This window comes from Bradyrhizobium sp. HKCCYLRH3061 (assembly GCF_051168015.1).
Lineage (GTDB): Bacteria > Pseudomonadota > Alphaproteobacteria > Rhizobiales > Xanthobacteraceae > Bradyrhizobium.
Genome location: NZ_JBNPUE010000010.1, coordinates 107,821 through 125,786, shown reverse-complemented (window position 1 = coordinate 125,786; position 17,966 = coordinate 107,821). Strand labels below are relative to the sequence as shown.

Here is a 17,966-nt window from a genome sequence, read left to right as displayed (position 1 = left end):
CCCGCATGACAATCTCTGTTCGTTGCAATCGCCGGTGGCATGAAAGGTTTCCCGCCCGGCGGCGAAAATCTTGCCTCAGCGCCCGTCGCCGGCGGCCCACAGCGCGTCGAGCCCGGCGCGATAGGTCGGGTAGGCGAAGCCGACGCCGAGCTCCTGCCTGGCGCGAATATTCCGGATGCGCCGGTTGCTGGCATAGAAGCTGCGCGCCATCGGCGACAGCTCGGCGCTGTCGAACGGCAGCTCGGGCGGCGGCGCGATGCCCATCAGGCTGGCGGCATAGGCGATGACGTCCTGCGGCGGCGCCGGCTCGTCGTCCACGATGTTCCAGGCGCCGCCTTGTCCGTGCCGGATCGCACCCATGATCGCGCTGGCGGCATCATCGACATGGATGCGGTTGAACACCTGGCCCGGCTTGACGATGCGGCGCGCCCGCCCGGCCTGCAGCTCGACCAGCGCGTTGCGGCCGGGCCCGTAGATGCCGCCGAGCCGGAGCACCGCGAGCCGGTCGCCGATGACAGCGCGCCATTCCGCCTCGACGCGGACACGGGCCTGCACCCGGTCGTGCTCGGGTGCCAGCGGCGTGTCCTCGTCGATCCAGCGGCCCTGGTGGTCGCCGTACACGCCGACGGTCGAGAGATAGACCACGCGCCGCGCGCGCCCCGCCGTGATCGCGTCGCCGAATGCGGCCAGCACCGGGTCGTCGCCGCCTCCGGGCGGCACCGAGATCAGCACGACGTCGGCGTCCGCCGTCTTCGCCAGCGTCGCGGCGGCAGGCGCCGTGCCGTCGAACAGATCGATGTCATCAGGCGCCAGCTCCGCGCGCTTGCCGGCGCTGCGCACCGTGCCGCCGATGCGGGCAAACGCGCCACGGTGGAGCTCGACGAAGCGCTGGGCGGTGTAGCCGAAGCCGATGACGAAGAGGTTCATGGATGCCGTTCACCTGCACTGCGCGAATAGATGAGCCTCCGAGTTACCCGGCGCCGGGTGGCCCGCGCAATTCAAATGACGCGCGCGGAGTCAGCCTGCGGGCGGGGCGGTGCTGACCTGCCGCGCTTGTTATGGCTCCCGTCATGGTCCATGTCGTATGCTCCGGCGACAGGAGATGGACTGCCACGATGAATTTCCATTCGATCTACCGCCATGGCTTTGCCCGCGTCGCCGCCTGCGTCACGGTCTCCAGCGTCGCCAACCCGACCGCCAACGCGGCGGCGATCCTGGCGGCGGCGCGCGCCTGCCATGATCAGGGCGCGGCGGTCGCGGTGTTTCCGGAGCTCTGTCTGTCCGGCTACGCGATCGAGGACCTGGTCAAGCAGGACCCGCTGCTCGATGCCGTGCAGCGCGGGCTGCTCACCCTCGTCGAAGCCTCGCACGACCTGATGCCGGTGCTGATCGTCGGCGCGCCGCTGCGCTTCGCCCACCGGGTCTACAATTGCGCCGTCGTGATCCATCGCGGCGAGGTGCTGGGCGTCATCCCGAAGAGCTACCTGCCGACCTATCGCGAGTTCTACGAAGGCCGCCACTTCGCCTCCGGTGCCGGCATCCGCGGCGAGATGATCGAGGTCGCCGAGACCATGGCGCCGTTCGGCACCGACCTGCTGTTCGCCGCCGCCGATGTCGCCGGGCTCGTGATCGGCGTCGAGATCTGCGAGGACATGTGGGTCCCTGTCACGCCGGCGTCCGAACTTGCGCTTGCCGGCGCCACCGTGCTCGCCAATCTCTCCGGCAGCCCGATCACGGTCGGCCGCGCCGAGTCTCGCTCACTCTTGTGCCGCTCGACCTCGGCGCGCTGCCTCGCCGCCTATGTCTACGCGGCGGCCGGCGCCGGCGAATCCACCACGGACCTCGCCTGGGACGGCCAGACCTCGATCTTCGAGAACGGCGTGCTGCTCGCCGAGAGCGGGCGCTTCCGCCAGACCGGCCAGACCATCGTCGCCGACGTCGATCTCGATTTGCTGCGCCAGGAGCGCGCGCTGATGGGCACGTTCGACGACAATGCGCGCGCGCAAGGCGCCGGCGTGCACTGGCGCCGCATCGGCTTCGAGCTGCAGCCGGCCGAGGGCGACATCGGCTTCAGGCGCAGCATCGAGCGCTTTCCGTTCGTGCCGAGCGATGCCGCGCGGCTCGATCAGGACTGCTACGAGGCCTACAACATCCAGGTCGCCGGCCTGACGCAGCGGCTGCGCGCCACCGGCACCAAGCGCATCGTGATCGGCGTCTCCGGCGGCCTCGATTCCACGCATGCGCTGATCGTCGCCGCCAAGGCGATGGACCTGCTCGGCCTGCCTCGCACCAACATCCTGGCCTACACGATGCCGGGCTTTGCCACGGGCGCGCAGAGCAAGTCCTACGCGCATGCGCTGATGTCTTCGCTTCAAGTCAGTGCCGCCGAGCTCGACATCCGCCCCGCCGCCACGCAGATGCTGAAGGACATCGGCCATCCGTTCGGCCGCGGCGAAGAGGTCTACGATGTCACCTTCGAGAACGTGCAGGCCGGTCTGCGCACCGACTATCTGTTCCGCCTCGCCAACGACCGCGGCGGCCTCGTGCTCGGCACCGGCGATCTCTCCGAGCTCGCGCTCGGATGGTGCACCTATGGCGTCGGCGATCAGATGTCGCACTACAATGTCAATGCCGGCGTGCCGAAGACGCTGATCCAGCATCTCATCCGCTGGGTGATCGCCTCGCATCAGTTCTCGGCTGACGTCGACCGCACGCTTGAGGCGGTGCTGTCGGCGGAGATCTCGCCGGAGCTGGTGCCGGTGAAGGAGGGCGAGACGCCGCAGAGCACGCAGGCCACGATCGGCCCCTATGAGCTGCAGGACTTCAACCTGTTCTATACGCTGCGCTACGGTATGCGCCCGTCGAAGATCGCCTTCATGGCGCATCACGCCTGGAAGGATGCGGGCGAGGGCGCCTGGCCGCCGCACTTTCCGCCCGACAAGCGCAACGCCTATGCGCTCGGCGACATCAGGAAGTGGCTCGAAGTGTTCCTCAAGCGCTTCTTCGCCTTCAGCCAGTTCAAGCGCTCGGCGATGCCCAACGGCCCGAAGGTGGTGGCCGGCGGCGCATTATCGCCCCGCGGCGACTGGCGCGCGCCGTCGGACGGCAATGCGACGGCGTGGCTGGAGGACCTGGAGAGCGTGCCGAAGTGAGGGACGCAGTTCTCGTGGCATGTTGATGGCGCACCGTTTTGCATCACGGGCGGTGCGCTCCCTCTCCCCGTAAGAACGGGGAGAGGGAGCGCACCGGCGCTCGCCGTAACCGCTGTTGCCTCCCACCGTCTTGCTCCGCTGCCCCGCTTGCCATATCCGAAGAAGCGTCGCAGCGTAGTTTGCGGCGCTGCAATTGCCTCTTCAAACGGAGCCCCTCCATGAGCGTGACCGCCGCCGGCATTTCCTCGATGGCGACGAGGCAGATCCTCGCCGAGCTCGCGGCCGCCTATGAGGAGGCGACCGGCGAGGTGATCACGATCGAATCCGTCGGCGGCGTCGATGCCGCCAAGCGCATCCGCGCCGGCGAAGCGTTCGATTTCGCGGTGCTGGCTTCCGACGCGTTGCAGAAGCTCGAGGCCGACGGCCACCTCGTGCCCGGCAGCATCATCGAGATCGCGGAATCGCCGATGGCGATGGCGGTGCGCGCCGGCAGCGCCAAGCCCGATCCGCTCGACGAAGCCGCCGTGCGCAAGGCGATGGAGAACGCCAAGGCGATCGGCATCTCCACCGGCCCGAGCGGCACATATGTGCAGAAGCTCGTCCGCGACTGGGGCCTGGAGGGCGATGGCGCCTCGCGCCTGGTCCAGGCCAAGCCCGGCATTCCCGTGGCCAAGCTGCTCGCCGATGGCGAGGTCGATGTCGGCTTCCAGCAGCTCAGCGAGATGCTCGGCGCACCTGGCATCGACATCGTCGGTCTGCTGCCGGACGCGCTGCAGCCGGGCACCGTGTTCGCCGCCGCGTTGTGCAAGGCCGGCGCACACACCGACGCCGCACGCGCGTTCATCGAATATCTTGTCTCCGACGAGACCGCCGAAACCAAGCGCCAGCACGGCATGACGCCGGTGTGAGGCGGCGAGGGGCAAGGATCGTCCTGGACGTCACGTGCCTCGCAACTTCCGCATGGAACTTCGCCCCGCCGCGCCCTATGGAAGGACGTGTGCTGAAAGCGAATGGAAGGACTCATGCGTCGCTGGCCTCTCGTATCTCTCATCCCTCCGTTGCTGACCGGCTGCGTCACGCAGAGCGCGGAAAATGACAAGGCTGCGGAAGCCGCCGCGATGGCGACGCATCTGCCGGCCGACTATCGTCAGATCCTCGCCAACGATTTCAAGACCTGGCCGGACTACGCTGGCATGCCCATCACCAAGGCCCAGATATCGAATCCCGCCAAGGAGTTCGGTGACATCCTCAATGGTGGAACCGTGGTCGGCATCTGCGTGCGCTACATGACCAGACCGCGTGCTTTTGGACAGGAGCTCAGCCCGCGGACGGTTGGTCGAATCGATTTCCTTCACCAACAAGCGCTTGAATCACGCAGGTCTGAAAGGCCGGCGCGAGATCGCGATGCTCAGCTGCGACGCAAAGCGCGTCTACTCGCCCTTTCCCGAGATCGAGACGGAGTAGGCACGGATCGGAAGCGACCAGCGCATCGGCACCGGCTTGGGGCGCGGCTGCCGGTTGCGCGCGTCGGCCGATCCCTTCGACGGTCCAGGGGCGACGAAAAATGGTCCGCGCGTATGTCGTCCGAGCCCCGCGCCGTTCGTCTTGTCATCGAACGGCAGAGGAGGAGACGAATGATCACATCGCACTATCGCTGGGTGATCGTGGCGGCCGGGGGCGTGCTCGGCTGCGTCGCGGTCGGCGGCCTGTTCTCCCTGCCGGTGTTCCTCAAGCCGATGGCCGCCGAGACCGGCTGGTCGGTCGCGGGGATCTCCAGCGCGATGACCATCGGCTTCCTGGCGATGGCCGTCACCAGCATGGGCTGGGGCACGCTGTCCGACCGGATCGGCCCGCGTCCCGTGCTGCTGATCGGATCGGTCCTGCTCGCCGTCAGCCTGCTGCTGGCAAGCCTGACGTCCTCGCTGCTGGCGTTCCAACTGCTGTTCGGACTGATCGCTGGCATCGCGACAGCGGCGATCTTCCCGCCGGTCATGGCGACCGTCACCGGCTGGTTCGACACCCACCGCAGCCTCGCGGTCTCGCTGGTCTCGGCCGGCATGGGTGTCGCGCCGATGACGATGTCGCCGCTCGCGGCCTGGCTCGTGTCCAGCTACGACTGGCGCACCGCGATGCAGTGCATCGCCGCCATCGTCGCCGCCATCATGATCCCGACGTCGCTGCTCGTGGGCCGTCCGCCATCGTCAGCGCCCGGCGACGCCGTCGCGTCGGATCCGGCCGCCGGGCCGGCTGAGATGACGCGCGCGGCGGCGCTGCGCTCGCCGCAGTTCCTGATCCTGCTCGCCACCAACTTCTTCTGCTGCGCCACCCATTCCGGCCCGATCATCCACACCGTCAGCTACGCCGTCACCTGCGGCATCCCGCTGATGGCGGCGGTGACGATCTACAGCGTCGAGGGGCTCGCGGGCCTCGGCGGCCGCATCGCCTTTGGCCTGCTCGGCGACCGCTTCGGCGCCAAGCGTGTGCTCGTTCTCGGCCTGCTGGCGCAGGCGTTCGGCGCGCTCGCCTACGTGGCCGTGCGCGACCTCGCCGCGTTCTATGCCGTCGCGGCGACGTTCGGCTTCCTCTATGCCGGCACCATGCCGCTCTACGCCGCGATCGCGCGCGACAACTTTCCGCAGAGCATCATGGGCACGGTGATCGGCGGCACGGCGATGGCCGGCAGCCTCGGCATGGCGACCGGCCCGCTGGCCGGCGGCCTGATCTACGACAGCTTTGCCAGCTACACCTGGCTCTATGTCGGCTCGTGGGTGATGGGCCTCGGCGCTGTCATGATGATGATGACATTCCGGCCGTTTCCCAAGCCGGCGTCGCAGCTTGGCGCCGTGCCGATGCAGGCGCCGGCCTGACGCTGCTGCATCGCACCTTCACGCGCGCTGTCGGAATCGGACAACAACGCTTGATCCACCGGCAGGAACTGCGATGTCGCAGCCGGGTTGGGCGAGCGTGGGGTTCAACCGGATGGAGATCGGATCCATGAAGAAGACCCAGCTCGCCATTGCCACCCTCGTCGCCGCCACCCTCGCTGCCGTCCCGCTCGCCGCGCAAGCCAAGCATGCCAAGAAGCACAGCGCCGCGACCTCGACGACCTCGTCGCAGACCACCGGCAGCAACATGCGGGCGACCGGCGGCGCGATGAAGTCCAGCCGCGATTCCACCTCGTCGAGCCAGGGCAACGTCGGCCCAGGCACGAACCAGGCGGGGAGCATGGGGAAGTAGGACGGAATCGTCCCTCGGATTCCGCGTCGGAGTGCCCGGTGCCCGGGCTTCCGACGCGCGATGGCGCTCCGCGCAGCGCCGCAGACGACGCGCTCCACGTGGCCGGACGGCACGAAGCCGCGGGAGCGAACAAACCTTGCGAACCAATCGGCCTCGCCAATCGGGCGACGAATCCCGATCAGCAAAACCCGATCACTTCGAAGCTTCCTTGATCTTGTGATCCAAATGCCCGGTGCCGTGGTCCCGGCGCAACTGGCTCAGCGACGTCTCGTTGAGCTGAAGCAGCACGTCACTGAGCTTCGTCGAATCCGGATAGCCCGCCGCGAACGATTTGCCATAGATCTTGCGCAGCGTGCCGACCAGCGTATTGCCATGCTTCCGGCTGATCTCGCCGTCCTTGTCCCGATGACGGCCGTCGAGGCCCGGTTCCTTCATGCGTCTCTCCCCTGATGCGACTTCTGCGCATGCGGAGGAGCCTGCGCTCAATTCGCCCTGTTGGCAACGCTGCGGCGCGAAACGGACGAAAGCGGGGAGAACTGTCAAACAGCCGCGGCGATACGAGCGGATGGCTGATGGGGGATTTAGAGGTGACAGTGCTGGAATTGGGACACGGATTGACCGGTCATTACTTCTGCGTCAACACCCAAACCTTTCAGCAACGGCGTAGCCTCCGCTAGCTGCCGATCTGTGTTGGCCGACTGAGGCTCCATAATCGCGAGGGTCGGATGGCTGGCCTTACGTGAAGAGCCATGTCCGCGAGCTTTGCAACGTCAATATTCCGATTGGAGGTCTTCACCTCACAAAGCCGCACTACACCGTCCAACGACGACGATCGAGCAAGCGCGCCTTCGACACGATTCTTCCGAAGCGGAAGGCATGAAGGTCGAATATCGCGTGGTGCTGCCGTTTACGGTGGAAGGTCGAACGGCGCGCGTCATTCCCAAGTCGGTAATTTCTCGCGCGACAGCAGGCGCTCGGTGCCCCAATATTGCGTCGCGACCCGGCAAGCTTGAATAGCCGAGACCCATTCCCTACCTGAGCGCGTCCTTCATGATATGGGAAGAGCAACGCAGAGCGAGCACGAGGAGCACCGTTCAAGGTTGAGCGCGGATAAGTTCGCATTGATTGTGCCGAAGCTGAAGCTGGTGCGTTATCGTGCGTTGCGTCCCGAGCCTCTTCGGCAGAGGCCGTAGCCACAAGGGCAGAGATCAGGCTGCATCGCTTACGGCATGGAGCAACCGCCGGCTCTGCTCAAATCTGATGACGGCTAGCCCCAGCGCAGGCCGTCTCAGCCCGGCTCGCAAATTCCGTGCAGCGCAGTCACCAAGGCCGCGATCACGCTTATCAACGCGTTCGTGCCATGGTCGTTCAAGAACGAATCTCTCTGCGTCATAGTTGAAATCACACCCCAGTCTGCCCACGTGGAGCGCGACGATGGTGCTGGTCGGTGACACCGTCGCACTTAAGGGGAGAACGGTGATCGACACTCCGAAGTTTGGATCCCTTGAAGCCGTCGAATCCGCTAAAGCTCGACAGAGATTCGCAGGCTTGCATCGCATTCGTCAATTCAGCACGAGAATTCAGTGACCACTGCTCTTCGTACGCCCCGTGGCTCAACGCCGCGCAAGAACACATCAGCAAAGCGCTCCGCGTCACCAAAGGTCGCCCTGCGGAAGAAGACATCTGTTACGACAACAACGAAGCCTCCGATTCGGACCGGCATTTCCTCCTCGTCTCCATTGGGCATGTTGGCGCTGTATCTTACTGCGCAATGGCGTGCCTCGGGCCGAGGCGGACTTGTGTTCCTCGCCGAAAATGAGAGCCGAGCCGAGCTGTTGGGTTCGATCATCCCAGTTATCGAGCCGGCTTGTGATGTGCTCGTCTATCCCCGTTTGAACACGCTTCCGTTCGATCAGCTTGAGCCGTCACGTGATATCGCGGGTCGGCGGAGCTCCGTCTTGAGACGCCTTGCCAGGGCAAAGAAGCCGATCCTGCTGATCACGACGGTGGAGGCCATAATGGAACTCCTGCCGTTGCCTGCGAACTGGTCTCGTATCGGATTTCCACTTCGGACCGGGGCCGTCTTTTCCGAGGAAGACCTTGAGGCCCGTCTGACAGCTCTCGGGTACGACCTGGACGACAGTCCGGATTATCCCGGTGGAGTTTTATTTCACGGCAACACCTTCGAGATATTCCCTGCCGGCGCGCTCGGACCTTTTAGGATCGAGCATTCCGGAGGGAGAATCCGGCGTATTGCAGCGATCAATCCGATAGACCAGGAGGTGATTTCCGAAGCGAAGGAGCTCCTGATTGACCCGATGTCCGAGCGGCTGGCGTTCACGGGCCGGGCGCGAAGAAGGTCCAGCCTATTGGACTATTGTGCGCGCGCCAAATGGATCGCCGACAGCACCGTGCCCAGGCACGCCGAGACCTGGTTGAGCACGATCGACGATGCGGCCGCCCGCAGTGAGCGTGACCGTGCCTATCTCAGCCGGCGCGAATGGGAGCTGACGGCGAAGAAGATCACTGTCTTGCCGCCAACCACTCCGTATCGTGCGACGCCAGAGTTCTACAAGGCAGCCTCTCCGCGGAAGGCCCTCCGTGCATTTATCGAGGAAGCCCAGCGCGGCAGCGCACGTGTGCTCTTCGTCGCTGCGGTCGAAGCGGATTTGCGTGTGATGGCCCGGATGAGCGCCATCAAGGCCGAATGCGTGCCCGATTGGGCGCAGGCGACCGCAAGGGGCAGGCAGCAGGCTGCGTTGCTGGCAGGCTTCGATGCGGGCTTTGTCGTTCCTGGAAAGAAGCCGCTCGTGGTCGTCACTGCTGCCGACGTGCTCGGCAGCAGGGCGCACCAGCCGCAACCGACGAACTGGGCGTGGACGCCCGGCTTCGATTCGGGAGATCTCCCCGAACTCGGATCCGTGGTCGTTCATCTGCAACGTGGACTCGCACGCCTTGGCGGCTTGCGATCCATGGGCGCGGGCGATCTTTCGGCGCGCGAGATGGTCAGGTTGGTATTCGCCGGAAACGACGCCGTTCTCGTCCCTCTCGCAGAATTGGCCCTGATCTGGCCCTACGCCGCCGAGCTCGGAGACACCTCGCTGGACAAGGCCGACGGCAGCTCGTGGCGGCCGCGGCGAACGGCTGCCGAGACGGAAATTCACGTGGTCGCAAAGGAGCTGGCCAAGCAGATGAGTCAGCGCCGGCGGCGCCCAGCTCCGAAGCTCGTGCCGCGTCCTGCTGTCTATGAGAAGTTCGTCGCGCGGTTTCCCTATTTCACCACCCCCGATCAGGCGAAGGCCATCCGCGACGTTCTGGATGATCTTGCATCGGGGCACCCGATGGACCGGATCGTCTGTGGAGACGTCGGTTTTGGCAAAACCGAGGTGGCGCTGCGAGCAGCGGCAGCCGCCGTGCTGGCCGGAAAGCAGGTCGCTATCGTCGTGCCGACGACAGTGCTGGCGCGACAGCATGTCGAAACCTTTCGCAAGCGCTTTGCGCCTCTTGGCATCGATGTTGGAAACCTGTCGCGGGTTGCCTCGACCGCCGAAGCGCGAAAGGTCAGGGAGGGCCTCAAGAGCGGAGAACTCAGGATCGTCGTCGGGACCCTCTCGCTCGCATCCAAGGAGGTGAGATTTGCCGACCTTGGTCTGATCATTATTGACGAGGAGCAGCATTTCGGCGCTGCTGAGAAAGCCATGCTGTCGGGCCTCAATAAGAACGGCCATCGGCTCTGGATGAGTGCGACACCGATCCCCCGCACACTTGCAGCGGGCTTGACGGGCTTGCGGGACCTCAGCGTGATCGCAACCCCGCCGATCCATCGTGTTCCGGTTGCCACCAAGGTGGCACCGCTCTCGGACATCGCGATCGCCGCTGCCCTGGTTCGTGAGCACAGACGTAACGGTCAGAGTTTCGTCATTTGTCCGCGGATCCAGGATCTCGATCCCATGCTCGCCAGGATCCACGCGCTGGCGCCGGAACTACGTATCATGACCATTCACGGCAAGTTGCCAACCGACGAGATCGACGAGAGGTTGATGGGGTTCGTCGAAGGTCGTGCCGATGTACTACTTGCAACCAACATCGTGGAAAGTGGCCTCGACATCCCACGTGCAAATACCATCGTTGTGTGCTGGCCGGAAAAATTCGGCCTGGCACAATTGCATCAGCTCAGGGGGCGAGTAGGACGGGGCGGCATCCGGGCGTTTGCGCATTTCCTGACGGAAGGCGGCTCCGAACGCTCGGAAAAACGGCTTTCCGCTCTTGAGGAATTGAGTCGTCCGGGCGCTGGCTTCGCGATCAGCGCTCGCGACCTCGACCTGCGCGGTGGTGGCGACCTTCGCTCCGATCGACAATCCGGCCACACGCAGGTGTTCGGACCGACGCTTTACGGCCACCTTCTGACGCTTGCCCTGGAGGGAGACCGCGATGGAATGTCCGCGCTCTGGATCCCTGAGTTGAATCTTCCCATCCCTGAGCTGCTTCCCTCGAGCTATGTGCAATCGGAGGCGGTCAGGCTGGAGATCTACGCTCGAGCCGCTCGGTGCCGGAGTGATGACGATCTGGAGGAGCTCGAGGATGAAACGCACCGTCGATTCGGCAAGCTGCCATCCGAGGCCAGCAATTTCTTTGCTGTCGCCAAGCTCAGGGTAAGTTGCAGGCAACGGGGGATCATGCGTCTCGATGTCGGTCCGGATGCAATTGCCGCAACGATGCTCGCAGGGAGGATCAAGAAGTCACGCTCACGGTCGCTGCAGCGCGAGGGCGATCGCGTCGTCTACCCCGGGCGCAGCGATGAACCTGCTTTACGAAGGGTCGAGCAGTTCTTGGATCTGTTGGACGAATGACGAGGGATTCGTCACTCAACTTGAAGCGATGTTGTGTGCCCTCCTCGGGGGCCCCGAAATGAAAGCGATGGCGCTTCACTCTTGGCAAGAACGATTGAGAGAACCCGTGTTGCGGGACACAGAGACGATCGTTCGAGCTGTTCTGAACCGGCCGGTCGGATGCGGTGGATCGTTCAAGTTCAAAGCTGCGCTGGCGGCCGACCCAGCCCGGATCCCAACAAACGAATGAGTCAGCGACAGAACCAGCTTCACCTTTTTGCGGCTTTGGTGACCACCAGTCCTCATAATATGCAGAAGGACGCTATTTGGGTTTTGGCCCAATCAGCCCCATCTGAGCGGATGTCGCCGGCTCGTCTGTTCGAGTTCCTGTTGCTGAACGGGTGCACGCGTCGACCCGCGCGGTAGCGCGTCCGCGGCGAAACCGGAGACGTGCGCCGGGCGGATAGGCTCGCGCCAGCTGATTGTGCTCGATCCGGTGTTGCATCATCTCCCGTCGGGTCTGGCGCTCGTCGAGCATCAGGACCAGATCGGAGCACGGCTTGGTCGAACACAGCAGCAGAAAGCCGGCTTCAGCGTCCTGAGGGTAGACCGTCAGCGCATCGGAGCGGTCCACGGTGCCCGACACCAAGCGCGCGGCGCATGCGAGACACCAGCCCTGCTCGCAGATGTAGGGGGTCTCGATGCTGGCGTCGATCATGCTGTACAGCAAATATTCGTCGGATGCGGCGTCGAATGTGAACGTCCCCTCCGGACGTTCCAGCCGTATGCGAAACCGCCTGGTGCCGCCTTCATTGGTCATGGCCGAGAGCTCCGTCATCGCTCACCACCGGCTGTCGGGCAATGCGACGTCGCCGATGCGGCCGCTGGCGTAGCAGTGCGCGGCCGCGATGATCCGCGCCGCAACCGCCAGCTCGCTTCGATCGCGCGGCGCGTAGACCACGAGGCTCTGCGGTGGCACGGCGCCCGCCATGTAGCGTGCGAACGGATGCACCGTGCCCCAGCCTTTGGCCGCGACCTTCTGCGCCCATTCCGGTCGCAAGGTCAGGTGCAGCGACCCGTCGGGGCGAACGATGAGCCACACCGGCGCGAACACGAAGGCCTCCGGCTGGCCCATGGCATGGATGTCATCGAGCGCGAAGGCGCGGCCTGCGGCGTTCAGCGGCGCCGGCACCTCTTCGACCCCGGCCAGCGCGCATGTGCAGGACACGAGCTGTGCGGCGTATCCGGCGGGCGAGGTGCCGTCGAGCTGGTGGCAGGGCCATGTCGGTGCGAGCCGCGGTGCGCTGCCGGAACGTGTGGCGAGACGACGCAGTCCCGGTGCCATCGCCCAGACGGGTGCAGCACTGCGCAAGCCTGCTCTAGCCGAAGCTGTCATAATGAACCCGCGTGATCGGAACATCGACGGCGCGCAGCAGCGATCTGACCGCGTTCACCATGACCGGCGGGCCCGCGACATAGAACTCGGCCGCCGCGTGATCCAGGACTGCGCTCTGGATGACATCGGTAACGAAGCCGGCCGCATGCGGCCAGTCGGATGGCGCGTGTTCGACCACGGGCAGGTAGCGCCCCTGCGGAATGCGCGCGATCGCCGTCTCGAGCATGTCATCGGCGGCGAGATCCGCCGGTGTGCGGGCGCCGTAGATGACATCCACGGGCGATCCGAAATCGAGGCGCGCCTCCGCGGCCTCGCGCAGCATCGCCAGGATCGGCGCGATGCCGGTGCCTCCCGCCACGAACACCTTGCGTCCCTGCTGTCGACGCAGCGTGCAGGCGCCGAATGGCGCCTCGATGGTGATCTGTGCGCCCGAGGCCAAAGCGGCGAGCGCGTTGCTGCCCTTGCCGCCATCGTAGCGCTTGGCAATGAACTGCAGGGCTTTACTGCCCGGCAGGTTGCACATCGAGTAGCAGCGCCGTAGCCCTTCGCCGAGATGCAGGATCGCATACTGACCGGGCCGGAAGTCGATCGGCTCGGCCGTCTCGAAGCTGAACTGGCGGATCTCCGGCGCGAGATCGTCGACGCCGCGCAGGATCGCCTGTTGCTCGACGCATCGCGGCGTCGGCGCGGACCAGTCGCCGGGACCACGCGCGATCGTGACGTCCGAGATCGCGCGTGATTGACAGGCCAGGATGCGGCTGCGTCGCGCGTCGCGCGGATTCATCGCCGGAGCGCCGGGAAAGATCGGATCGACCTGACCGTCGACGAGCGTCACCTTGCAGGCGCCGCAACTGCCCCAGCCGCATTCGTAGGCCAGCGCGATGCCCCGGCGTCGTGCTGCCTGCAGGATGGTGTCATGGTCGGCCGCGTCGATCACGACCCCGTCGGGCTCGATGCGGAGTTGTCGGGTCATCCACGCCATCCTTCCAGTCCAGGCGGTCGGCGCAGCACGCCGAGCGCGCCTGCCAGACTACAAGCCGCAATCCGCGATCAGCCTCGCCTGGGTCGTCATGGTCCGCTCCAGGATCGCCGGTGCACCGTCGGCCCCGGGCGCGGTCGAAAGTGCCTCGCTGAGCCCGCGCGCGGCGCGTTCGCCGAGCGGCATCCACTTCGCGACCCACTCCCGCAGCAGAACCGCGTGCTCCGGGACCTTGCCGGTGGCGTAGCGCACCAGGGCCTTGGTGGTCTCGACCGCATAGGCTTCATCGTAGTTGCGGAAGTCGTCGTGCAGCAGCGCCAGCAGGTCGTCGTCGTTCGTGCGCGCCAGATCGGCGATCTCGCGATTGAAGACGTGATCGAAGATCGGCCGCAGCACCAGATTGCGGGACACGAACGCCTCGCCCCAATCGTAGGCGATCAGCTGCTTCTCGATCAGCTCGCGCAGGCCCTGCCATTGCGGCGCCTGCGTCCAGACGGTACGGGCAATTCCGCTGTCGGCGAGCTCCTCGCGTCCGGTGTCGAGCGCGAGCGCCTTGGCCAGATAGGCCTGGCGCTGCACCCGGCGCATCTCATTGCCCATCTGGAAGTAGAAAGTGTTGGTCACGAACGCCGACGGCGCCATCTGCGCGACATAGGCCGCGCTCATCTGCATCGCGTGTCCCGGGAAGCGCACCGGCAGATAGGCCTGGCCGAGGAAGTCGAGCCACGGCGCAGACAGCTTGCGATAGCTGTCCTGGCGCTCGAACTCGTCGATCAGGTTGTCGCAATACACCTCGCGGTCCTTCTGATCGCCGACGTAGCGGCGATAGGTGTAGGTGAGGGGATCGCGATAGCCCTCCCAGTCGTCCAGCGCGAATTTCGAGCCTTCGCGATTGGTGAGGTAGAACTGGTTGATCGACCAGTTCTCGGACAGCTCGAATGGCGCCGGCGCGCGGCGAAAGTGGCTGTGGAACTTGTAGGTGACGGCCTCGTATTCCGACGGCAGCCGGCGCTCGGTCCACAGGCTCCAAGTTTTCTTCTGCTTGCGCGCAGCCGGCTTCGCGGTCATTGCGGTCATGACGTGTCCTCCCGGGATTTGTTATGTGTGGATGGTCCAGACCCACTCGTCGTCCATCGATTCGAGTCGTCCGCCGAACGACACCAGGCTCGGCTCGATCTCGGCGAGCCGGAACGGCCGCCCCAGCGCCGCCTGCATGCTCTTCTGCGTCAGGCGGAAGTTGCGGTCGGCCTGGACGCGGACGTAGCCGCCGCGGTCCTCGATGACGATCTCGACGTCCGGATTGTCCTGCTCGCTCGCCGCGATCACGGCGTCGATGATGTCCTCGTCGACGCCCCTGATGACGGGGCCGACCAGTTTCGGAGCTGCTGTCGTGGTCATGGGCTTGTCCTATGCGTCCTGCTCGGTCTTGTGACGGAGGCGGCGCAGCCGGCCGTCATTCGGCACGCCAACCAGAATGGCTTCACCGTCTTTCTTCACGGCGTAGCGAAAGAGGCGGCAGTCGCGCGGGTTGAGGCCGCGGCCGTCATCCATGCTGAATTCCCATTCATGGGCCGAACATGTGATGGTGCCGGATTCGAAATCGACCTTGCCGTCCGCCAGCAGGATCTCCTGGTGCGGGCACATGCCCTGGAAGCAGCGCAAGTCGCCGCCGGGCAGATGCATCACGATCACTTCCTCGCCGTCGACCTCGACGCCGATGAAATCGCCTTCCCAAAGATCGTCCAGCGTTGCGACCTGCGTCCATGTCACGTCGGCATCGTCAGACATAGGCCACCTCGATCCAATCCATCGGCGCGATGCCGGATTGCGCCACCGTCATCGCCGACGGCAGCTCGCGACCGTTGTAGTAGACGCATTTTGGTGCCTTCTGCTCGGCGACGCGAAGTCCGACCGCGTGCTGTGCGACCTTGTCTGCCACGATGCTCATGTCGTCGCCGTCGTCGACAGGGATCAGCAGGACGACGAAGTCGCCGCGGAAATTGGCTTGGAGCGGAAACAGGGCCATGTGTGCCTCCCGGATTGTTGTTATGTCGGTGGTCTTTTCGATTGGAGACGTCGCTCGCGAGCGGCGCCCCTTTCCGTGCTGGCCGTCCGTCGCGGCCGGGTCACTCCGCCGCGAGCCGCGACGCGCCATCCCAGGCATAGGCTTGGGCATCGTTGCCGGCGACATCGGGGGTGATGCCCATATATTGCAGGGCGCCTTCCAGGGTCGGTGGCTGGATATGGCCGGCCAGGAAGCGGTCAACGACGGAGAGATGGGTGTCGTAACGTTCGGGCTGGCTCTTCCACACCCATTCGCAGACTTCGCAGCAGAAGTTCAGCTTGCGTCCATTATGCGTGGTGATCCGCGGCGCCTGGCCGATGCTCGGGCTGCAGATCGGGATGTGGCAGCAGTTGCAGACGATCGGCAGCGTCGCCGGATAGGTCTTCTCGATCCGGCCGGTGCGGACATTGTCGCCGATTACATCCCACAGCTTGCCGAATCGATCGTTCCAGCCGGGATACTTCTGCTCGAGCCAGTCGCGCTCGGCGGCGGACACGCCGGCGTCGGGATTCCACCACACCGTCGGCCGCCAGAACCAGACGCCCATGTGATAGGCGTGATGGACCCAGTCCAGCTCCGGCAGGAAGTGCTCCTCCCAGTACCATGGCACGTTCATGCCGAGGTCCTTGAACTGGTCCATGAACTGCCGGCAGATCCAGTCCTGCATGAACTCCTTGAACGACATCGTCCGGCTTTCCAGCGGCGTGTAGTAATCCATGGAGATGCCGGTCAGCAACGCGAACAGCTTCCACGACCGCCAGAACATCTGGTCGACCATTTTCTGCGCCTCGGCCTTCTTGCCGTTCTGGATCATGATCTTCAGCGTCGGCTCACCCTGCTGCGAATGCCGCGCCTCGTCGGTCTGGATCGAGGAGATCAGCGCGCCGAACTCGATGTCGCCAACATGCAGCGCGTCGGACGCCATGCCGAGGAACTGCAGATTGGTGAAGCCGGTCTCGAAGGTGAAGGTCAGCTGGATCGCCGTCGACACCGCGTCGTTGGCGGTGAACATGTCGTCGAACAGGCTGCGCGCCGCGATCACGCCCCATTCGTTGGTATGCATCGCCTTGTGGGCCCAGTCGAACTGCGGGTCCTTTCCGAGCAGGCAATAGGGGAAGTAGATCTGCGCCTGGCCGTGGCGGCATTCGTCGAGCGTCCCGAACGCGGCCATGTTGCGCCAGGCTGCGGCGCGGCCGAACCGTGCCATGCGCGCCTCGCCGATCGAGGCGAAATATTCCGGAACCGGGATCGCGCCGTAATGCGCCTTGATCGCCGACTTCCAGCCGGCGTCGAGATTGTCGTACAGATTGGAGCGCGCGATCGTCGAGCGGATCGAGTAGATGCCGTCGTCCTTGCCGGCCTGGTTGTGGACGTATTCGCGATAGGTCAGCTTGTACGGCTCGTCCCAGACCCACCATTCCTCGCCGTGGATGCCGAAGCTCTTGGATAGCTCCTCTGGAAAGACCTCGTCCTCGCTGACGTAGGAGAAAGCCCAGTTCATGTCGCGGGCCGTGTCGTAATAGTCCCGCCGCTGCAGCTTCGGCATGCGTTGCTCCTCCCGAGCTATGTGATCGCGTTCGTTGCTCTTCGTTGCGGTCCGCTGCCGCCCTTGATGGGCGAACGTTGTGCGGCGCGTGGCGATGGCGTACGAGTCAGGCGGTTGGACCTGATAGATCGTCGCGCGATGTTGTACGATCCAGTGTAGGACGCATTCTTTGGTTTTTCTTTAGGTCGCGGATGCGCACGAACATCGAGTGTATTCGGGCGCGATCGGGAGCGCAGGCGACCGCATTCCTGCTGCTACGCAGGTGACGAGATGATGCAATGCGAAGGGAAGGCGGCGGCGAGGATCGGCGCGGCCGTATCGACCAAGCGGGCCGATCTGTTCAAGCGAGCAGCTCGATGCCCGTCATCGTCCCGCTGCCGATGATGCGTGCGGCGGGATCAAAGACCGGTGCAACTCTCCGGCCGTTCAACGGCCGGGGCCGACGACCTGAAGCACCAGACCGTCGAGCTTATCGGTGATCGAAATCTGGCACGCCAGGCGGCTCTCCGGGCGCACGTCGGCGGCCTCGAATTCGAGCAGGTCGGCCTCGATGTCACCGGCGGGGCCGACACGGTCGAGCCAGGCCTTGTCGACGTGACAATGGCAGGTGGCACAGATGCAGGAGCCGCCGCATTCGCCGATGATGCCGTCGACGCCGTTGCGTTTCGCCGCCTGCATGGCGCTTTCGGTGAGCTCTGCATCGACTGTCCGTACGGTGCCGTCGGGCTCGATGAAGGTGATCCTGGGCATGAATCTTCGGGT

General features: G+C 65.0%; 16 protein-coding genes. 5 read left to right on the top strand and 11 right to left on the bottom strand.

All coding sequences use genetic code 11. The features are described from left to right. Positions 1-75: 75 nt before the first annotated feature. Positions 76-927, bottom strand: coding sequence for an NAD-dependent epimerase/dehydratase family protein (locus tag ACQR2C_RS17905; RefSeq protein WP_434847127.1), 852 nt, complete (start codon positions 925-927; stop codon positions 76-78). A 188-nt stretch (positions 928-1,115) separates the two neighbouring features. Between ACQR2C_RS17905 and ACQR2C_RS17900 the strand changes: the two genes are divergently transcribed. The 4 genes from ACQR2C_RS17900 (at position 1,116) to ACQR2C_RS17885 (ending at position 6,389) form a co-directional block, all read left to right on the top strand. After that, the gene (locus tag ACQR2C_RS17900) at positions 1,116-3,152 is read left to right on the top strand and encodes an NAD(+) synthase (protein ID WP_434847128.1); all 2,037 of its coding nucleotides are present in this window, start codon (positions 1,116-1,118) and stop codon (positions 3,150-3,152) included. Positions 3,153-3,370: 218 nt separating this feature from the next. Then, a complete protein-coding gene (locus ACQR2C_RS17895) occupies positions 3,371-4,060 on the top strand; it encodes a substrate-binding domain-containing protein (RefSeq protein WP_434838035.1) in 690 nt (229 codons plus the stop codon). A gap of 726 nt (positions 4,061-4,786) precedes the next feature. Beyond that, positions 4,787-6,019 carry an MFS transporter gene (locus ACQR2C_RS17890; RefSeq protein ID WP_434881746.1) on the top strand — a complete coding sequence of 411 codons (1,233 nt, stop codon included), beginning with the start codon at positions 4,787-4,789 and terminating at the stop codon, positions 6,017-6,019. Positions 6,020-6,146: 127 nt separating this feature from the next. After that, positions 6,147-6,389 (top strand): hypothetical protein, encoded by a 243-nt coding sequence (locus ACQR2C_RS17885; RefSeq protein WP_315804588.1) that lies wholly within the window; start codon positions 6,147-6,149, stop codon positions 6,387-6,389. 192 nt (positions 6,390-6,581) lie between these two features. Here ACQR2C_RS17885 and ACQR2C_RS17880 read toward each other — a convergent pair whose 3' ends face one another. Continuing rightward, positions 6,582-6,824 carry a hypothetical protein gene (locus ACQR2C_RS17880; RefSeq protein WP_315804587.1) on the bottom strand — a complete coding sequence of 81 codons (243 nt, stop codon included), beginning with the start codon at positions 6,822-6,824 and terminating at the stop codon, positions 6,582-6,584. Positions 6,825-8,134: 1,310 nt separating this feature from the next. On the opposite strand from ACQR2C_RS17880, the gene ACQR2C_RS17875 reads away from it, so the two are divergent. Then, positions 8,135-11,239, top strand: coding sequence for a DEAD/DEAH box helicase (locus ACQR2C_RS17875; protein WP_434881745.1), 3,105 nt, complete (start codon positions 8,135-8,137; stop codon positions 11,237-11,239). 301 nt (positions 11,240-11,540) lie between these two features. Here the strand turns inward: ACQR2C_RS17875 and ACQR2C_RS17870 are convergent, their stop codons facing one another. The 9 genes from ACQR2C_RS17870 to ACQR2C_RS17830 form a co-directional block, all read right to left on the bottom strand. Further along, positions 11,541-12,038 (bottom strand): 2Fe-2S iron-sulfur cluster binding domain-containing protein, encoded by a 498-nt coding sequence (locus ACQR2C_RS17870; RefSeq protein WP_316181157.1) that lies wholly within the window; start codon positions 12,036-12,038, stop codon positions 11,541-11,543. 21 nt (positions 12,039-12,059) lie between these two features. Further along, a complete protein-coding gene (locus tag ACQR2C_RS17865; RefSeq protein ID WP_315804579.1) occupies positions 12,060-12,590 on the bottom strand; it encodes a luciferase family protein in 531 nt (176 codons plus the stop codon). 7 nt (positions 12,591-12,597) lie between these two features. After that, a complete protein-coding gene (locus ACQR2C_RS17860; RefSeq protein WP_316181160.1) occupies positions 12,598-13,587 on the bottom strand; it encodes a 2Fe-2S iron-sulfur cluster binding domain-containing protein in 990 nt (329 codons plus the stop codon). 57 nt (positions 13,588-13,644) lie between these two features. Beyond that, positions 13,645-14,670 (bottom strand): aromatic/alkene monooxygenase hydroxylase subunit beta, encoded by a 1,026-nt coding sequence (locus ACQR2C_RS17855; protein ID WP_316181162.1) that lies wholly within the window; start codon positions 14,668-14,670, stop codon positions 13,645-13,647. 21 nt (positions 14,671-14,691) lie between these two features. After that, positions 14,692-14,991, bottom strand: coding sequence for an MmoB/DmpM family protein (locus ACQR2C_RS17850; RefSeq protein ID WP_315716254.1), 300 nt, complete (start codon positions 14,989-14,991; stop codon positions 14,692-14,694). A 9-nt stretch (positions 14,992-15,000) separates the two neighbouring features. Further along, positions 15,001-15,381 (bottom strand): Rieske 2Fe-2S domain-containing protein, encoded by a 381-nt coding sequence (locus tag ACQR2C_RS17845; protein WP_316181163.1) that lies wholly within the window; start codon positions 15,379-15,381, stop codon positions 15,001-15,003. After that, positions 15,374-15,619 (bottom strand): toluene-4-monooxygenase system B family protein, encoded by a 246-nt coding sequence (locus ACQR2C_RS17840; RefSeq protein WP_316181165.1) that lies wholly within the window; start codon positions 15,617-15,619, stop codon positions 15,374-15,376. Before ACQR2C_RS17840 ends, ACQR2C_RS17845 begins: the two co-directional genes overlap by 8 nt. A 100-nt stretch (positions 15,620-15,719) precedes the next feature. After that, positions 15,720-17,204 (bottom strand): aromatic/alkene/methane monooxygenase hydroxylase/oxygenase subunit alpha, encoded by a 1,485-nt coding sequence (locus ACQR2C_RS17835; RefSeq protein ID WP_316181166.1) that lies wholly within the window; start codon positions 17,202-17,204, stop codon positions 15,720-15,722. Between the two features lie 426 nt (positions 17,205-17,630). Beyond that, entirely contained in the window at positions 17,631-17,954 is a 324-nt protein-coding gene (locus tag ACQR2C_RS17830; protein ID WP_434881744.1) for a 2Fe-2S iron-sulfur cluster-binding protein, read from the bottom strand. Positions 17,955-17,966 lie beyond the last annotated feature (12 nt).

Bases quoted from the DNA above. Each gene is read 5' to 3' on its own strand.
- ACQR2C_RS17905 (WP_434847127.1), bottom strand. From the start codon at position 927: ATGAACCTCTTCGTCATCGGCTTCGGCTACACCGCCCAGCGCTTCGTC.
- ACQR2C_RS17900 (WP_434847128.1), top strand. From the start codon at position 1,116: ATGAATTTCCATTCGATCTACCGCCATGGCTTTGCCCGCGTCGCCGCC.
- ACQR2C_RS17895 (WP_434838035.1), top strand. From the start codon at position 3,371: ATGAGCGTGACCGCCGCCGGCATTTCCTCGATGGCGACGAGGCAGATC.
- ACQR2C_RS17890 (WP_434881746.1), top strand. From the start codon at position 4,787: ATGATCACATCGCACTATCGCTGGGTGATCGTGGCGGCCGGGGGCGTG.
- ACQR2C_RS17885 (WP_315804588.1), top strand. From the start codon at position 6,147: ATGAAGAAGACCCAGCTCGCCATTGCCACCCTCGTCGCCGCCACCCTC.
- ACQR2C_RS17880 (WP_315804587.1), bottom strand. From the start codon at position 6,824: ATGAAGGAACCGGGCCTCGACGGCCGTCATCGGGACAAGGACGGCGAG.
- ACQR2C_RS17875 (WP_434881745.1), top strand. From the start codon at position 8,135: ATGTTGGCGCTGTATCTTACTGCGCAATGGCGTGCCTCGGGCCGAGGC.
- ACQR2C_RS17870 (WP_316181157.1), bottom strand. From the start codon at position 12,038: ATGACCAATGAAGGCGGCACCAGGCGGTTTCGCATACGGCTGGAACGT.
- ACQR2C_RS17860 (WP_316181160.1), bottom strand. From the start codon at position 13,587: ATGACCCGACAACTCCGCATCGAGCCCGACGGGGTCGTGATCGACGCG.
- ACQR2C_RS17855 (WP_316181162.1), bottom strand. From the start codon at position 14,670: ATGACCGCAATGACCGCGAAGCCGGCTGCGCGCAAGCAGAAGAAAACT.
- ACQR2C_RS17850 (WP_315716254.1), bottom strand. From the start codon at position 14,991: ATGACCACGACAGCAGCTCCGAAACTGGTCGGCCCCGTCATCAGGGGC.
- ACQR2C_RS17845 (WP_316181163.1), bottom strand. From the start codon at position 15,381: ATGTCTGACGATGCCGACGTGACATGGACGCAGGTCGCAACGCTGGAC.
- ACQR2C_RS17840 (WP_316181165.1), bottom strand. From the start codon at position 15,619: ATGGCCCTGTTTCCGCTCCAAGCCAATTTCCGCGGCGACTTCGTCGTC.
- ACQR2C_RS17835 (WP_316181166.1), bottom strand. From the start codon at position 17,204: ATGCCGAAGCTGCAGCGGCGGGACTATTACGACACGGCCCGCGACATG.
- ACQR2C_RS17830 (WP_434881744.1), bottom strand. From the start codon at position 17,954: ATGCCCAGGATCACCTTCATCGAGCCCGACGGCACCGTACGGACAGTC.